17 protein-coding genes are annotated in these 14479 nt (G+C 69.5%); 11 read left to right on the top strand and 6 right to left on the bottom strand.

Going from position 1 to position 14479, the window contains the following annotated elements; all coding sequences use genetic code 11:
- Nucleotides 1–189 precede the first annotated feature (189 nt).
- Both E3T33_RS09070 and dut read right to left on the bottom strand, forming a co-directional pair.
- Complete coding sequence (locus E3T33_RS09070) at nucleotides 190–780, bottom strand: DUF3710 domain-containing protein (protein WP_092324732.1); 591 nt, start codon at nucleotides 778–780, stop codon at nucleotides 190–192.
- A 35-nt stretch (nucleotides 781–815) separates the two neighbouring features.
- The gene (dut, locus tag E3T33_RS09065; RefSeq protein WP_092324703.1) at nucleotides 816–1289 is read right to left on the bottom strand and encodes a dUTP diphosphatase; all 474 of its coding nucleotides are present in this window, start codon (nucleotides 1287–1289) and stop codon (nucleotides 816–818) included.
- Nucleotides 1290–1327: 38 nt separating this feature from the next.
- On the opposite strand from dut, the gene E3T33_RS09060 reads away from it, so the two are divergent.
- Complete coding sequence (locus tag E3T33_RS09060) at nucleotides 1328–1792, top strand: DUF3093 domain-containing protein (RefSeq protein ID WP_134575178.1); 465 nt, start codon at nucleotides 1328–1330, stop codon at nucleotides 1790–1792.
- 29 nt (nucleotides 1793–1821) lie between these two features.
- On the opposite strand, the gene E3T33_RS09055 is transcribed toward E3T33_RS09060, so the two are convergent.
- Nucleotides 1822–2115 (bottom strand): DUF4193 domain-containing protein, encoded by a 294-nt coding sequence (locus E3T33_RS09055; RefSeq protein WP_092324700.1) that lies wholly within the window; start codon nucleotides 2113–2115, stop codon nucleotides 1822–1824.
- 197 nt (nucleotides 2116–2312) lie between these two features.
- Between E3T33_RS09055 and sepH the strand changes: the two genes are divergently transcribed.
- The 4 genes from sepH (at nucleotide 2313) to E3T33_RS09035 (ending at nucleotide 6188) form a co-directional block, all read left to right on the top strand.
- Nucleotides 2313–3416 carry a septation protein SepH gene (sepH, locus tag E3T33_RS09050; protein WP_092324698.1) on the top strand — a complete coding sequence of 368 codons (1104 nt, stop codon included), beginning with the start codon at nucleotides 2313–2315 and terminating at the stop codon, nucleotides 3414–3416.
- A 183-nt stretch (nucleotides 3417–3599) separates the two neighbouring features.
- Nucleotides 3600–3890, top strand: coding sequence for a hypothetical protein (locus E3T33_RS09045; protein ID WP_092324697.1), 291 nt, complete (start codon nucleotides 3600–3602; stop codon nucleotides 3888–3890).
- Between the two features lie 80 nt (nucleotides 3891–3970).
- Entirely contained in the window at nucleotides 3971–5146 is a 1176-nt protein-coding gene (locus E3T33_RS09040; RefSeq protein ID WP_134575177.1) for a winged helix DNA-binding domain-containing protein, read from the top strand.
- 4 nt (nucleotides 5147–5150) lie between these two features.
- Entirely contained in the window at nucleotides 5151–6188 is a 1038-nt protein-coding gene (locus tag E3T33_RS09035; RefSeq protein WP_134575176.1) for an aromatic acid exporter family protein, read from the top strand.
- Between the two features lie 60 nt (nucleotides 6189–6248).
- Here the strand turns inward: E3T33_RS09035 and E3T33_RS09030 are convergent, their stop codons facing one another.
- The 3 genes from E3T33_RS09030 to E3T33_RS09020 all read right to left on the bottom strand — a co-directional run bounded on the left by E3T33_RS09030 (nucleotide 6249) and on the right by E3T33_RS09020 (nucleotide 8126).
- On the bottom strand, nucleotides 6249–6812 hold the full coding sequence (locus E3T33_RS09030) for a YceI family protein (RefSeq protein WP_134474336.1): 564 nt from the start codon (nucleotides 6810–6812) through the stop codon (nucleotides 6249–6251).
- A 97-nt stretch (nucleotides 6813–6909) separates the two neighbouring features.
- Entirely contained in the window at nucleotides 6910–7926 is a 1017-nt protein-coding gene (locus E3T33_RS09025; RefSeq protein WP_134575175.1) for a glycoside hydrolase family 3 N-terminal domain-containing protein, read from the bottom strand.
- Nucleotides 7923–8126 (bottom strand): hypothetical protein, encoded by a 204-nt coding sequence (locus tag E3T33_RS09020; protein WP_134575174.1) that lies wholly within the window; start codon nucleotides 8124–8126, stop codon nucleotides 7923–7925. The genes E3T33_RS09025 and E3T33_RS09020 overlap by 4 nt, the downstream gene beginning before the upstream one ends.
- Nucleotides 8127–8298: 172 nt before the next feature.
- Here E3T33_RS09020 and E3T33_RS09015 point away from each other — a divergent pair, with 172 nt between their 5' ends.
- The 6 genes from E3T33_RS09015 to E3T33_RS08990 all read left to right on the top strand — a co-directional run bounded on the left by E3T33_RS09015 (nucleotide 8299) and on the right by E3T33_RS08990 (nucleotide 14443).
- A complete protein-coding gene (locus E3T33_RS09015) occupies nucleotides 8299–9072 on the top strand; it encodes an oxygenase MpaB family protein (RefSeq protein WP_134575173.1) in 774 nt (257 codons plus the stop codon).
- Between the two features lie 21 nt (nucleotides 9073–9093).
- A complete protein-coding gene (locus E3T33_RS09010; protein WP_134575172.1) occupies nucleotides 9094–10194 on the top strand; it encodes a nitronate monooxygenase in 1101 nt (366 codons plus the stop codon).
- A 34-nt stretch (nucleotides 10195–10228) separates the two neighbouring features.
- Nucleotides 10229–10720, top strand: coding sequence for an Lrp/AsnC family transcriptional regulator (locus tag E3T33_RS09005; protein WP_134575171.1), 492 nt, complete (start codon nucleotides 10229–10231; stop codon nucleotides 10718–10720).
- Between the two features lie 110 nt (nucleotides 10721–10830).
- Nucleotides 10831–11970, top strand: a complete 1140-nt coding sequence (gene pdhA, locus E3T33_RS09000) for a pyruvate dehydrogenase (acetyl-transferring) E1 component subunit alpha (RefSeq protein WP_134575170.1) — start codon at nucleotides 10831–10833, stop codon at nucleotides 11968–11970.
- Nucleotides 11967–13001: an alpha-ketoacid dehydrogenase subunit beta gene (locus E3T33_RS08995; RefSeq protein WP_134575169.1), complete on the top strand. Its 1035-nt coding sequence runs from the start codon at nucleotides 11967–11969 to the stop codon at nucleotides 12999–13001. Before pdhA ends, E3T33_RS08995 begins: the two co-directional genes overlap by 4 nt.
- Entirely contained in the window at nucleotides 13001–14443 is a 1443-nt protein-coding gene (locus E3T33_RS08990) for a dihydrolipoamide acetyltransferase family protein (protein WP_134575168.1), read from the top strand. Before E3T33_RS08995 ends, E3T33_RS08990 begins: the two co-directional genes overlap by 1 nt.
- Nucleotides 14444–14479: the final 36 nt, after the last annotated feature.

The raw sequence follows: 14479 nt of genomic DNA, 5'->3' as shown, positions 1-14479 counted from the left end.
CGCCGAGGCGAAGCCGGCGCGCCGGGCCGCCGCGGCCATCCCGTCGGCGAAGGCAGCGCCGGGGGCGCCGGGCGCCGGGGCCGGCGGCGTGTTCGGTTGTCCCGACCGGGGCCGGGCGCCGTTCTCGTTCTCTTCCGGTGCGTCCGGTGCGGCGGGTGAGTCCGTCATGCGGGCGTTCTCCCTGGCGGCCTAGGCGTCGCTCGGGCCTGGGGCGCCGGCCGGCGTCGCCGGCATACGCAGCGGGATGAGGTCGCGCGGCGGCATCGGAGTGTCGCCGCGAACGACGACGATGCTGCGGAAGAGGTCTTCGATCGCGGCTGCGGCGTCCGAGTTGACGGCGCCTTCACCGGCGATCACGCCGCGGAGGAACCAGCGCGGGCCGTCGACACCGATGAAGCGGGCCAGGCGAGTGGTTCCGCCCGGTCCCTGGCCGGCGGCCACGGGGATCTCGGCGACGAGCTCGGGGCCGAAGGGGCCCTCGCGCTCGCTGGTCGTTCCGCCCTGCTTGCCGATCTGGTCGGCGATCTGGTCGCGGATCTCGTGCCACAGCCCGCTGGAGCGCGGCGCCGCGAACGGCTGCACCTGGAGGGTGGACCCGGCGTAGTCGAGGCCGATCGCCACGACGCGCTTGCTGCCCTCCTCGATCTCGAGGCGGAGGTGGAGTCCCTCACGTGGGAGGACCTTCACCCCGCCGAGGTCGACGTAGGGGCGAACCTGGTTGGCCTCGGTCTCGTCGAGCGGCCCCTCGGTGGCGCGGTCCTCCGGAGCGGACTTGGGCATGGGTTCGGGAAATTGGTTCTGGTTCGCGATATCGGTCACGGGGTGTCTCCTTTGCTGGCTGCGCCAGTGAGCTGTGCGGTGAGCCCGGTCGAGCCGAACCCTCCTTCTCCTCGCTGGCTGCCGGGCAGCCGTTCGACGGGAACGAAGTTGGCCCGGGCGACGGGCATGACGATCAATTGGGCGATGCGATCGCCGACGGCGACCCGGTAGGGCTCCGTCAGGTCGGTGTTGAGCAGCGTCACCTTGATCTCACCGCGGTAGCCGGCATCCACGGTCCCCGGCGAATTCACGATCGTGATGCCGTGCTTCGCGGCCAGGCCGCTGCGGGGAACGACGAACGCGGCGAAGCCGTCGGGCAGGGCGATGGACACCCCGGTGCCGACGAGAGCGCGGGCTCCGGGGGCGAGTTCGACGGCCTCCGAGGAGTGCAGATCGGCCCCGGCATCGCCCGGATGCGCGTAATTCGGGAGGACGGACGCGGTTATCAGCACTTCAACGCTTTCTGTCACGTGTCGAGGGTAGTGCAGAAGTCTGGTCGAATAGAGCCATGCCTGAATATCGCGAAAAACTCTGGGCCGCACCCTGGCTCTTCCTGGCCACGGCGCTGGTGATCCCGGCGAGCATCCTCGTCTTCACACCCATTTCCCTGCCGGTCGGCGTCATCACCGCCGCTGGGCTGTACGCCGCTTGTGTCGTGCTGCTCATCGTCGCGTCGCCGGTCGTGCGCGTGCGGGGCGGCGTGCTGGAGGCCGGCAAGGCACGGATCAGCACGGCCGTGCTCGGCGAGGCGATCGCATTCCAGGGTGAGGATGCGCGGCAGGAGCGCGGACCGAAGGTTGACATGCGGGCGTGGTTGCTCATCCGCGGCTGGGTCGACCCGGTGGTGCGCGTGCCGATCGAGGACGTCTCGGACCCCGCGCCGTACTGGCTGATCTCGAGCCGGCACCCGAAAAAACTGGCCGCCGCGATCAATGAATCGCGACGACCAGCGTCAGGTACGTCGGCTTCGTGAGCTGGTAGACAGCTCAGCCGAGTGCGTTTTTAGGCGTCGTGCTCGTTACAGACCGGGCCGAGCTTGGTCTCGTGCGACAGCTGCGAGCGGTGCTTCACCAGGAAACACTCCACACAAGTGAATTCGTCGGCCTGCGGGGGCAGGACGACAACATCGAGGTCGAGGTCGGACAGATCGGCGCCCGGAAGGTCGAACCCACCGGGGTTGTCCGCGTCGTCAACATCAACGACTCCGGACATCTTGTCGGGCACGCGCTCCTTCAGGGCCTCGATCGACTCAGAGTCGTCTTCGGTCTTCCGCGGTGCGTCGTAATCGGTTGCCATGCCCATCCATTTCAGTTACGCCGAGAGAACGAATCGGCGGCCATAGTTTGCAACAAACCGAGACGAATAGCAAACCGTTCGCCTCACATCTCGGCCGGCACAGAGATCAACTTCCGGCACGCCCGGCGTATTCCCTCGAATTGGGGCCATCGCATGGCACTCTGAGACCTACCAGTGATCGCGAGAGGGCTTTCGCCATGCAGGAATTGAAGGTTATCGGAGTCGAGAACGGCGCGCTGCTCGCAGCGTCAGAGGAGGGTGATCGTTTTAGGATCCCCATCGATGAAGTTCTCCAGTCCCGGCTTCGCCAAACCCAGACCGAAACGACGTCGGGTCCCAAGCTTTCCCCCCGGGAGATCCAGGCCCATATCCGCTCCGGGATGTCTGCCGAAGACGTCGCCGCGGTGACGGGGGCCTCCCTGGATTACGTGCGCCGTTTCGAGGGCCCGGTCGTGGCCGAGCGCGAATACATCGTGTCGTCGGCACTGAGCGTGCCCGTGCACACGGCTATCGACCCGGATCCGCTCGACGACGATGCGAACTTCGGCAGCGTCATCCGGGAACGCCTCGCCTCACTGGGGGCGTCCGACGAACGCTGGGCCAGCTGGAAAGAGCCAGGCGGCGGCTGGATCGTCAAACTCTCCTTCACCGCCGGCGACATCGACCACGACGCCCGCTGGAGCTTCGAACCGAAGAAGAACTCGCTCTCCCCGTTGGGCGGAGAGGCCATCGCGCTTTCCCAGCAGGGTGAACTCAAGGGCGCGCTCATCCCCCGGCTGCGCGCCGTCGGCGCCGAAACGAGCCTCGCCGACGTGTCCCGTTTCGACAGCGGCGCCTTTGCCTTCAAGGAATCCCTGGCCGACGAGATCCTGAACGACACGGCCCCGATCCTCGACCCCGTTCCCTATTCACGCACGGCAGGCACAACGGATGCCGTCTCCAAGGCGGCCATCAAGCGTGCCGACGAGCCCGCCAAGATCCTCGGCGACACGGCCGACCTGCTCGAATCCCTGCGTCGCCGCCGAGGCGAGCGTGAAGCCGCCGTCTTCGAGACCGAGGCGCCCGGAACGAGCCGCCTGGCGCCCAGCGCCGGCGTGCGCCTCGTCGATGTCCCCGCGGAGTCGTTCCCGGAACTTGAAGAGGCCCCTACGGTCGAAGAGCCGCCGCGGAACGCCTGGGCGAACCAGGCCGCCAAGGCGCAGGCTCGCACAACCGGCAACCAGGGCAAGCGCGGCCGAGCCTCGATGCCGAGCTGGGACGAAATCGTCTTCGGCGCCCGCACCGACGACGACCTCGCCTGACTCCCCTCCTCCGATTCACACCCACCCCCTCCTTTCCACACCCACCCCCTCCGCGAAAGCGCAGTTGTGCGTGTTATTCGGCACGAATAACGCGCACAACTGCGCTTTCGCGGTGGTAAGGTGTGGGTTATAGTCGATTCATCGAACGTATGTTCGAATGACGACGAATCGAGGCGGTGCACAATGCCCCCTGTGGATGAACCGGTCATGATCTGGACCGGAGAAGCCGGCACGCCGGAGCGCCTGGTCTGGCGCTCCCGGCGGTTCCGGGTGACCGACACCCCGACGGCACTGGTGGGGACCTGCGAGTGGTGGCGACCCTTCGAGCCGCACACCTTCGGCGTGGGCCATCCGCCGCTGACCATTGCCGGCTGGCGATTCCAGGCGACGGCCGACAACGGCGAGACGCACGTGTTCGACGTGCAGCCGGGCGACGGCGACCTGGGCTGGCGGCTCGTGCGCATCTTCGATTAGCCCTGTTCCCTAGCCCCGCGCCCTGGACCCCGCGCCCTGGACCCCGCGACATCCCTGACCTGACCGGCCATACTGTGAGCATGTCGACGCTGGCCTCACGCCGGGACGTGATCCGGATTCGGCTCGTCCGCCAGGGACTTTTCGACGGCCGGCTGCGCGGCGTGACGGAGGTCACGGACCGCCTGCTCGCCCTCCAGGCTCAGGACTACGCCGCCGCCAAGTGGGCCCTCGGCGTGCGTGCGCCCGGCACGACGCTCGCCGACGTCGACGCCGCCATCAACTCCGGCCGGATCGTGCGGTCCTGGCCGATGCGAGGCACGCTTCACTTCGTTCCCGCCGCCGACCTGGGCTGGATGCAGCAGCTCACGGGCCCGAGGATTGTCTCGCGTTCCCGCACGCGGCACGCCCAGCTCGATATCGACCGCGACGTCATCGAACGGGCCAGGGCCGTCGCGGTGCATGCGCTGTCCGGCGGCCGCGAGCTCAGCCGCGCGGAGTTCCTGGCCGTCCTCGAAGAAAACGGGATCGGCACCAGCGGCCAGCGTGGCTACCACCTGATCGGGCATCTGGCCCTCACCGGGACGCTGTGCTGGGGCCCGCAGCGCGGCAGGCAGCAGGTGCTGGTGCTGCTGGACGAGTGGGTGCGCTCCCCCCGGCGACTCGACCGGGACGAGGCGCTTGGGGAATTCGTCCTGCGCTATTTCGACGGGCACGGGCCGGCGACGCTCCGGGACTTCGCCTGGTGGTCGCAGCTCACCGTCGCCGACGCTCGGGCGGGACTCGCGGTCGCCGCGGACCGGCTGGCCGAGCTGGTCGTCGACGGCGTCACCTACTACCTGGCGGCCGCGGCGGACACCGGCGACGCCGACGCGGCCAAGGGGCATCCGACTCAGCGCAGCCCCCTGCTTGCGCTGCCCGCCTTCGACGAGTATCTGATTGGCTACCAGGACCGCAGCTTCGCGATCGACGACGGCAGCCTCGGCCGAGTCGTGCCGGGGGGCAACGGCATGTTCCTTCCGCTCATCCTGGCATCCGGGCGGGTGATCGGCACCTGGCGGCAAACAAAGACGGCGCGGTCCGTGAGCCTCGAACCGAGACCGTTCGACCCCCTCTCGGCCGGCCAGGCGCGGGAACTCGAGCGGGCCGTCGCCCAGTACGCGCACTTCCTGGGCCTCTCAGTGGGCGGCAACCCCACCGCCGCGCCCACCGCCGCGCCGGCCGCCGCGCCGGCGGAGCCTGAGCCGCCACTAGCCTAGGAAGGTGCGACTAACGGCGAGCCTGCGAACCTCCAGCCGGGTTCCCCTGCTCCAGGCTGTGAAGACCGCGGTGGCGACCGTCCTGGCCTGGCTGATCGCGCAACTCCTGCTTCCCGGCGAGCTGCCCATCTTCGCCGCCATCGCCGCGCTGCTCGTCGTGCAGCCGAGCATCAACCAGTCCGTCGGCAAGGCGGTCGAGCGCAGCCTTGGTGTCATCGGCGGTGTGATCATCGCCTACGGCGTCGGCCTGCTGTTCGGCCAGTCGAGCTGGATCGTGCTGCTGACGATCGTCATCTGCATCCTGCTCGCCTGGGCACTGAAGCTGCCGCCCGGGTCGGCCAACCAGGTTCCGATCAGCGCCATGCTCGTGCTCTCGATCGGCACGTCCACCCCCGCGTATGCCCTCGACCGGATCATCGAGACCGTCATCGGCGCCGGCATCGCCCTCATCGTCAATGTGCTCATCGTGCCGCCCGTGCTGCTGGGGCCGTCGCACGGGGCCGTCCGGCGGCTTGCCGGGGAGGTGGCCGACACGCTCGACCGGCTCGCGGCGGCACTTCGCTCGCCCCAGCGGCCGTTCGCGCTCGAGGAGCTGATGCTCACCGCCCGCCTGCTCCGTCCCATGCAGGAGGCGGCGGAACGCGCGATCAAAGACGCGGAGGAGAGCCTCGCCTTCAACCCCCGGCAGGCCAAACACCGTCGGGTGCTGGACGCCGACATCGAGGAGCACAAGCGGCTGAAAGCGCTCGTCACCCGCAGCATCGGCATGACCCGCGCGTTCCGTGACCACTACGACGATGCGCTGCACCTTGAGCCGACCGTGCAGGCCTTCTCCCAGGAACTCGGCCGGGCCGCGCACGATCTCCGACTGCGCGCGCCCGGAGCGGATGCCGCGGCGGGCGAACGCATGCCGTCGCCGGGCGAGCCCGCCGCCCTGACCGCACCGCTGATCATCCGCACCCCGCACCCGGAGCACTGGATCCTGATCGGATCCCTGATGGAGGACCTTCGCCGGGTGCGCGAGGAAATCGTCGGGGAATAGCTCGGTTAACGGCCCGACGGGGCCCCGCCGTGTGGCGAGACCCCGTCGATGGTCGAAGACCTAGTCCTGCTTGAGCACGGCCTGGAGCTCGAGGGTGATGGTCACCTTGTCGCCGAGCAGGAAGCCGCCGGTCTCGAGGGCCGCGTTGTAGGTGAGACCGAAGTCTTCGCGCTCGACCTGGGCCTTGGCCGTAGCGCCGGCCTTGTAGTTGCCGTAGGGGTCAACGGCGAAGCCGCCGAATTCGAAGTCGAACGTGACCGGCTTGGTCACACCCTTGATGGTGAGGTCGCCGTCGACGAGGAAGTCGCCCTTTTCCTCGCGCACGCCGGTCGACACGAAGTTGATGGTCGGGTAGGTCTCGGCATCGAAGAAGTCGCCGGTGCGGAGGTGACCGTCGCGGTTGGCCTCGTTGGTGTTGATCGAGGCAACCGTGGCCGAGGCAGAAACGGTCGAGTCGAGCGGGTTCTCGCCGGTGACGAAAGTCGCTTCGAAGCTGTCGAAGGTGCCCTTGACCTTGCTGATCATGATGTGGCGAATGCTGAAGCCGACCTCGCTGTGGGTCGGGTCGATCGTCCAGGTGCCGGCCTTGTAGCCGGGGATGTTCGTGGTGGTGATGCCGCTCATGCGTGCTCCTCAGGTCCGTGGGGCGACACAGGTAGCGCCCTCAGGTATATGCAAGCGCATATGTTCTCCAGTTATTCCGAGAACGAAAAAAGAATCTTCAGCCGACCGGAACGAACGGCCCGGTGCTGCCGGACAGCGTCCGGCGGAGCACCAGCAGCCTGCGGACGTCGTCGTCAATCGTGGCGAGGGGGATCCTGCCCGAGTCGACGGCCGCAGCGATTCCCTTGATCATCAGCGGGATGTCGACCCCGGCGGCAGCCGGATCGGCGGGCAGCACATAGAGCAGCATCGTGTTACCGGCGGCGAGGGCCGAGATCGCGTTCTCGACCGGGTCGGCGTACTGGGGCAGGCCGCTCTGCTGGAGCATGAGCATGTCGTCGGTGATGGCCACGCCGTCGAACCCCAGCTCGGTGCGCAGGATCGCATGCCACTTCGGAGACAGGCTGGCCGGGCGGGGGTCGACGGCGGTGTACGCCAGGTGGCCGAACATGACCACCTCCGCCCCCGCGGCTATCCCGGCGCGGAACGGCGGCGCTACCTCGGCCAGCCAGTCGGAGCGGCCGAGTGCCGTGGAGGGGACGCCCCGGTGCGAGTCGCCGTTGGTGGCGCCATGCCCGGGAAAATGCTTGAGCGTGCTCAGCACCCGGCCGTGCTCACCGGAGACGGCAGCGGCGACCCGCTGTTTTCCCTGCGCGGTATCCGTTCCGAGTACCCGGTCGTAGATGAAGGAGTGCGGATCGGGGGTGACGTCCGCGACGATGCCGAAATTGAGGTTGATCCCGGCGCCGGCGAGCAGGGTCGACCGGCTGGTGGACGCCTCGGTCGTCGCCCGCGCCGGCAGCGACTTCAGCAGGTCGGCGCCGGATGCCCGATCGCCGGGCAGGCGGGACACCGTTCCGCCCTCCTGGTCGATGCCGAGCAGGAGCGGCCGCCCGGGGTCGGAGCTGACCCCGGCCGTCAGCGCGGCCAGGTCGGCCGTCTTGGTCGGAACGTTGTCGCCCATCAGGATCAGCCCGCCCAGGCCGTGGGAATCGGCGAAGGAACGCAGCTCCGCGGCATCCGTTCCCGGTCGGTGCAGCATCAGCAGGCTGGCGACCTTCTCGGTCAGGGTCATCGACGCGAGCCGGTCGTGGCATACGCCGCCACGCGTTCAGCGGATGTCTTCCGCGGAGCGGTGAGACCGCCCGGCTGGCCCGGAGCGGCAGGGGTCGTGCAACCGGCGAGCGCCAGGGGGGCCAGCAGCACGGCGACGGCGAACGCTCCCAGTGCGCGGAGGCGCCGGGTCGCACCCCGCACTCGCCTGCCCCCGGTCATCAGCCAAGGCTAACCCCGCCGCGGCTCCCCTCCCACCTCCCTCCGGGTTGAACTGCGGAAAAAGTACCTTCGTGGCGCCGGGGAAGGTACTTTGTCCGCAACTGAGCGCGCGATCCGGGCTCCGCAATACACTCGGGGTTCGAACGGGAGGTGACGTGTGGGGATCCAGGACATGGGCAGCGAAGCCGTGCTGATCGCAGCGGGCGGCCGTTCAATCCTGCTGCAGATAGCCGATCCGGCCATCGGGCACGGCGTCGCCGGGCACAGCGACTTCGCCGCCAGGCCGCTCGACCGGCTGCGCGGAACCCTGACCTACGTCTACGCCGTCACCTTCGGCACGGAGGAGGAGGCCGCGCAGGCCACCCGCCAGGTGAACCGCGCCCACGGGCCGGTGCGAGGCGACGGCGCCGACGGCACGCCCGCCTACAGCGCCTTCACCCCCGAGCTCCAGCTCTGGGTCGCCGCGACCCTGTATGACTCCGCGGTGACCATGCACGAGCTCGTGTACGGCCCGATGGAGGACGAGGTGGCCGACACCGTCTACCGGGAGTATGCGAGCCTGGGCACGGCCCTGCAGGTGCCGCCGGACCTGTGGCCGCCGGACCGCGCGGCTTTCCGGGCCTACTGGCGGCGGCGGCTCACCGAACTGAGAACGGATGCCACGACCCGGGCCGTGGCCGTGCAGCTGCTTCATCCGCGAACCGGGCCGGTCTGGCTGCGCCTGGCGATGCCGCTCGGCCGTCTGCTCACCGTCGGGCTCCTGCCCCCGGAGGTGCGCCGGCTCTACAACCTCCCGTGGTCGGCCGCCTCGCAGCGCCGGTTCGATCGCACCGTGCGCCTCATCGCGGTGGTCTACCCGGCACTCCCCCGCCGGCTGCGGCACTGGCCCAAGGAGCACTTCCTGCGCGCCCTGCGCGCGTCGGTGAAGCCGGGCACGTCGGAGTAGCGACCCCGTAGGCTCGACAGCATGACGGATAGCGCCACACCCCGCCCCTGGCGCAGAACGCCGGTCACCGACCTGCTCGGCATCGACCTTCCGATCGTGCAGGGCGCCTTCGGCGGGCTTGCCTCCGTGCCGCTCGCCGCGGCCGTCAGCAACGCCGGCGGGCTGGGCTCGGTCGGGCTCTACGGCTGCGACCCGGAGCGCATCCGGGACATCGCCGGGCAGCTGCGCACCCTCACGGACCGGCCCTTCGCCCTGAATCTCTGGCTCGAGTTCGAGGAAAGCAGCGACCTGCGACCCACCGAGGCCGAGTTCGCCTCGTGGCTCGAGCCGCTGGCCCCGTATTTCGCCGAACTCGGGCTGGCACTGCCGAGCCTGCCGGAGCGTTTCCTGCCCGGCTTCGACGAGCAGTTCGATGCGCTCCTGGCCGCCCGACCGGCCGTGGCGAGTTTCGTCTTCGGGGTTCCCCCGGCGAGCGTGCTCGAGCGGTGCCGCGCGGCGCGCATCCGCACGGTCGCCACGGCCACGACGGTGGACGAGGCGGTAGCCCTCGACCGAGCCGGCGTGGATGCGATCGTGGCGACCGGATTCGAGGCCGGCGGGCACCGGGTGTCGTTCCTCCGCCCGGCCGAGGACTCCCTGACCGGGCTGTTCGCGCTCGTTCCCCAGGTCGTCGACGCCGTGAGCGTGCCGGTGATTGCCGCCGGGGGCATCGCCGACGGCCGAGGGATCGCCGCCGCGCTCGCCCTGGGCGCCGCTGCCGCTCAGCTGGGGACCGCGTTCCTCGGCACCGACGAGTCCACCGCGAGCACCGAGCACAAGGCGCTCCTGTGGCACGAGGACGCCGCGCACACGACCCTGACGCGAGTCTTCAGCGGCCGCCTCGCCCGCGGCATCCCCAACCGGATGCTGCGGGAGCTCACGATTGCCGCCCGGACGGCGCCCTTCCCGGCCCAGAACTGGCTCACCGGGCGCCTCAAGCAGGCCGCCGTCGCCCAGGGCAACACCGATCTCGTCTCGCTGTGGGCGGGGCAGGCGGCGCCGCTTCGCCGGGGCGGCCCCGCGGCGGAGCTCGTCGCCGCGCTGGCGGCCGAAACCGACGAAGTCACCGGCCACGGGCGATAGTCTGAAGACCCCTGATCATCCTGAGGTTCTGACCATGCAGCACTCGGCATCCGACCAGCCCGCCGCGCTCGACAGCATCGATCGAAAGATCGTTGCCGCCCTCGCCCGCGACGCCCGCCTCTCGATGCGTGCCATCGCCGAACTGGTTCACATCTCGCGCACTTCGGCGCACACGCGCGTGCAGAACCTCGTGCGTCGGGGCGTCATAACCGGGTTCGGGGCGCAGATCGACCGCAAGTCCCTCGGGCTGCACGTCTCCGCCCTCGTCGTCGTGAAGATCGGGGACGTCTCGTGGGCCGTTATCGCTTCGAAGCTGGCCGAACTGCCCTTCGTCGAGAAGGCCCAGGCTGTCAGCGGCGACATCGACATCATCCTCACCGTCAGCGCCCCGGACCACGAGCAGCTCAGCCAGGCCATCCTGCGGGACATCCACAGCATGCCCGGCGTGATCTCCACCCGCTCGCACCTGATCCTCGAGGAAATCGCGGGCCACTCGCCCGGCGAGACGCCGGACATCTGGCGCTGAAAACGCGTTGATCCCAGCCGTTTGTCACGGCCGCGACCAACACCGTGCCAATCGTTCACAACTGTCCCGATGATGCGGTCAGCGGGGCGCGCATGCCGCACGATTACGTCATGAGCCTCAACGTCGAGAGTGCGCCCGTGTTAACGCAGGCGGCACCCACACCCCTCCGATTGATCGATGACGCCGGCCGTGCGGTCGATCCTTCCGAGGCCGGCGGCTTCGCCCTGCCGGCGCCCGACATCCTGCTGGGCCTGTACCGACGGATGGTCGTCGCCCGCCGTTTCGACGTGCAGGTGACGGCCCTGACGAGGCAGGGACGCCTCGCGACCTACCCCTCCGCGCTCGGACAGGAGGCCTGCGAGATCGCGGCCGTCGCCTCGCTCGGAACCGACGACTGGCTCTTCCCGACCTACCGGGACAGCATCGCCCTGCTGACCCGCGGGGTGCCGCCGGAAGACATCCTCGCCTCGTTCCGCGGCGAATGGCACAGCGGCTACGACTATTACCAGCACAAAATCGCCCCTCAGGCCACCCCGCTGGCCACCCAGGCGCTGCACGCGGTCGGCCTGGCCACCGCGTCGAAGCTCAAGGGAGACCACACGGTCGCGTTGACCCTGCTCGGCGACGGCGCGACCAGCGAGGGCGACGCCCACGAGGCGTTCAACTTCGCGGCCGTCTGGCAGGCGCCGGTCGTGTTCCTGGTGCAGAACAACCAGTTCGCGATCAGCGTGCCGCTGGACAAGCAGATGGCCTGCCGCACGATCGCCGACAAGGCCATCGGCTACGGCATGCCCGGCTACTTCGTCGACGGCAACGACGTCGCCGCCATGTATGCGGTCGTCTCGGCCGCCGTCGACACCGCCCGGAACGGCGGCGGACCGTCCCTGATCGAGGGACTCACCTACCGGATGGAGGCGCACACCAACTCGGATGACCCGACCCGGTACCGTGACTCCTCGGATGTCGAGGTCTGGCGCGGCCGCGATCCGATCGAACGCCTCGAGAAGTACCTCGTCTCCGTGGGCGTGCTGACGGACGGCGAACGGGCCGACATCACCCGGGAGGCCGAAGAACTCGCGGCTGCGACGCGTGAGTGCATGACGAAGACAGCCGTCATCGACCCGCTCGAGCTGTTCGAACACGTCTATGCCACCCCCCGCACGGCCCTCGCCGAGCAGCGGGACTTCCTGGCGAACGAAATCGCCGAGCACGAGGCTGCGGCCGCCAAGACGACGGGTGAAACGGCATGACCTCGCACAGCAGCACGACGCACGAGAGCTCCACGACCGCACCGGCCACGCGCCCGGCCGCCCCGATGACCATGGCCGCGGCACTGAATGCGGCCATCCGCGACGCGATGGTGGACGACCCGTCCGTCGTGCTGTTCGGTGAAGATGTCGGCCCGCTCGGCGGCGTCTTCCGGGTCACCGACGGGCTCTACGCCGAGTTCGGCGAGACCAGGGTCAGCGACTCCCCGCTGGCCGAGTCCGGGATCATCGGGACCGCGATCGGGATGGCCATCTACGGCCTGCGCCCGGTGGTGGAGATGCAGTTCGACGCCTTCAGCTACCCGGCGTTCGAGCAGATCGTCTCCCACGTTGCCAAGATGCGCAACCGCACCCGCGGCAAGATCCAGCTGCCGATCGTCATCCGCATCCCCTACGCCGGCGACATCGGCGGCGTCGAGCACCACTCCGATTCCTCGGAGGCCTACTGGGCATCCACGCCGGGCCTCACCGTGGTGACTCCGTCGAACCCGGCCGACGCCTACTCGATGCTGCGCGAAGCCATCGCCAGCGACGATCCGGTGATCTTCATGGAGCCCAAGAGCCGCTACTGGTCGAAGGCTGAGCTCGCGCTGCCGGTGCGGACCGCGCCGATGAGCACCGCCGTTGTGGTCCGGGAGGGCACCGACGTCACGCTCATCGCCTACGGTCCGACCGTCAAGACCGCGTTGGCCACCGCCGAACTTGCCACCGAGGAGGGCCTCTCGATCGAGGTCATCGACCTGCGCAGCCTGTCGCCGTTCGACGATGAGACGGTCAGCGCCTCCGTGCGCAAGACCTCCCGCGCCGCCGTTATCCACGAGGCCGCCCAGTTCGGTGGTTACGGCGCCGAGGTCGCGGCCCGCCTCACCGAACGCAACTTCTACTACCTGTCCGCGCCGATCCTGCGCATCACCGGGTTCGACATCCCCTACCCGTCGCCCAAGCTCGAGGAGTACTTCCTGCCCACGCCCGACCGTATCCTGGCCGCACTCGGAACCTGGGAGTGGTCATAATGGGACGCGATTTCCTGCTGCCCGACCTCGGTGAGGGACTCACCGAGGCCGAGGTCGTCAACTGGCTGGTCGCCGTGGGCGACACGATCGCCATCGACCAGCCCGTCATCGAGGTCGAATCGGCCAAGTCGATCGTCGAGCTGCCGTCGCCGTTCGGCGGCGTCGTCGAGAAGCTCTTCGGCGAGGTGGGCGAGGTCATCCACGCCGGCTCGGTGCTGCTGACGGTGGCGGATGACTCCGCCGCCGTCGCACCCGCCCCCGCGACCGTTCCGCCCGTCAAGGCTGCTGCCCCGGAGGACCCGGCCGGGGAAACCGGGCGCCCGCTCGTCGGCTACGGGCCGGGCGAAAGCACCCGCGGGGTTCGCCGGCCTGCCGGTGGACGATTCGGCCGGCCCGCTGCGCCGACGGAGGCTCCTGCGCCGGCCGCCGCTTCCCCGGCCGCCGCTTCCGCCGCTCCCGCAGTTCAGGGCCCGGCCGTCGCGCTGCTCGACCCTGCCCGCCGGTCGCCGGTGGTCTCGCCCCTCGTGCGTCGGCTGGCCAGGGAGAACGGCTTCGACGCGAGCCAGCTGAGCGGGAGCGGCGCTCAGTCCCTGGTGCTGCGCGGCGATGTGGAGTCGTACATCCGCGGCCGGCAGGCGTCGGAACAGGCCGTCGCCGCCCCAGCCGCAGCGCCCGCCGCAGCGCCCGCCCAAACCCCGGCGCGATCTGCCGACCGGCCGGTCGCGACGCCGGCCCTGCCCGCCGCCGTGCTCGAAGACATCCGTATCCCGATCACCGGGCTGCGCAAGGTCGTCTCGCAGCGCCTGACCACGTCCCGCCGGGAAATCCCGGAGGCGACCATCTGGATGGACGTCGACGCCACTGAGCTGTTCGTCGCCAGGGACCGCCTGCTCGCGGCCACCGGGGAACGTTTCAGCGTGACCGCGCTGATTGCCCGGTTCGTGGTCGCGGGGCTGCGGAAGTACCCGCTGCTGAACTCCTCTGTCGACACCGCGAGCCAGGAGATCCTGCAGCACGCGGCGATCAACCTCGGGCTCGCCGCGCAGACGTCACGCGGACTCATGGTGCCGGTCGTGCACGGGGCGCAGGCGATGACCACGCGGCAGCTGCGCGATGCCATCGCCGGCATCGTGGCTGCGTCGGCCGACGGAACCTTCCCGCCCAGCACCCTCACCGGCGGAACGTTTACCCTGAACAACTTCGGCTCCCTCGGCGTCGACGGGTCCGCGGCGATCATCAACCACCCGGAGGCCGCGATCCTCGGCATCGGGCGGATGATCGAACGCCCGTGGGTGATCAACCACGAGCTCGCTGTGCGCACCGTCGTCGAATTGTCGATGGTCTTCGACCACCGGGTCTGCGACGGCGGAACCGCCGCCGGATTCCTCACCTACATCGCCGGCTGCATCGAGAACCCCGTGGCGATGCTCGCCGACCTCTAGGACCCGCCTCACCTACGCGCTGAGTTGCGGAGAAGG

It is taken from the genome of Cryobacterium sp. TMT1-2-1 (assembly GCF_004403955.1).
Lineage (GTDB): Bacteria > Actinomycetota > Actinomycetes > Actinomycetales > Microbacteriaceae > Cryobacterium > Cryobacterium psychrotolerans.
This window is presented reverse-complemented; position numbering and strand designations above follow the sequence as displayed.

Coding starts and splice junctions, on each gene's coding strand:
- E3T33_RS09070 (WP_092324732.1), bottom strand. CDS start 780: ATGCCCAAGTCCGCTCCGGAGGACCGCGCCACCGAGGGGCCGCTCGAC.
- E3T33_RS09010 (WP_134575172.1), top strand. CDS start 9,094: ATGACGGATAGCGCCACACCCCGCCCCTGGCGCAGAACGCCGGTCACC.
- E3T33_RS09025 (WP_134575175.1), bottom strand. CDS start 7,926: ATGACCCTGACCGAGAAGGTCGCCAGCCTGCTGATGCTGCACCGACCG.
- E3T33_RS09055 (WP_092324700.1), bottom strand. CDS start 2,115: ATGGCAACCGATTACGACGCACCGCGGAAGACCGAAGACGACTCTGAG.
- E3T33_RS09060 (WP_134575178.1), top strand. CDS start 1,328: ATGCCTGAATATCGCGAAAAACTCTGGGCCGCACCCTGGCTCTTCCTG.
- E3T33_RS08990 (WP_134575168.1), top strand. CDS start 13,001: ATGGGACGCGATTTCCTGCTGCCCGACCTCGGTGAGGGACTCACCGAG.
- E3T33_RS09045 (WP_092324697.1), top strand. CDS start 3,600: ATGCCCCCTGTGGATGAACCGGTCATGATCTGGACCGGAGAAGCCGGC.
- sepH (WP_092324698.1), top strand. CDS start 2,313: ATGCAGGAATTGAAGGTTATCGGAGTCGAGAACGGCGCGCTGCTCGCA.
- E3T33_RS09020 (WP_134575174.1), bottom strand. CDS start 8,126: ATGACCGGGGGCAGGCGAGTGCGGGGTGCGACCCGGCGCCTCCGCGCA.
- E3T33_RS09040 (WP_134575177.1), top strand. CDS start 3,971: ATGTCGACGCTGGCCTCACGCCGGGACGTGATCCGGATTCGGCTCGTC.
- pdhA (WP_134575170.1), top strand. CDS start 10,831: ATGAGCCTCAACGTCGAGAGTGCGCCCGTGTTAACGCAGGCGGCACCC.
- E3T33_RS08995 (WP_134575169.1), top strand. CDS start 11,967: ATGACCTCGCACAGCAGCACGACGCACGAGAGCTCCACGACCGCACCG.
- E3T33_RS09030 (WP_134474336.1), bottom strand. CDS start 6,812: ATGAGCGGCATCACCACCACGAACATCCCCGGCTACAAGGCCGGCACC.
- E3T33_RS09005 (WP_134575171.1), top strand. CDS start 10,229: ATGCAGCACTCGGCATCCGACCAGCCCGCCGCGCTCGACAGCATCGAT.
- E3T33_RS09015 (WP_134575173.1), top strand. CDS start 8,299: ATGGGCAGCGAAGCCGTGCTGATCGCAGCGGGCGGCCGTTCAATCCTG.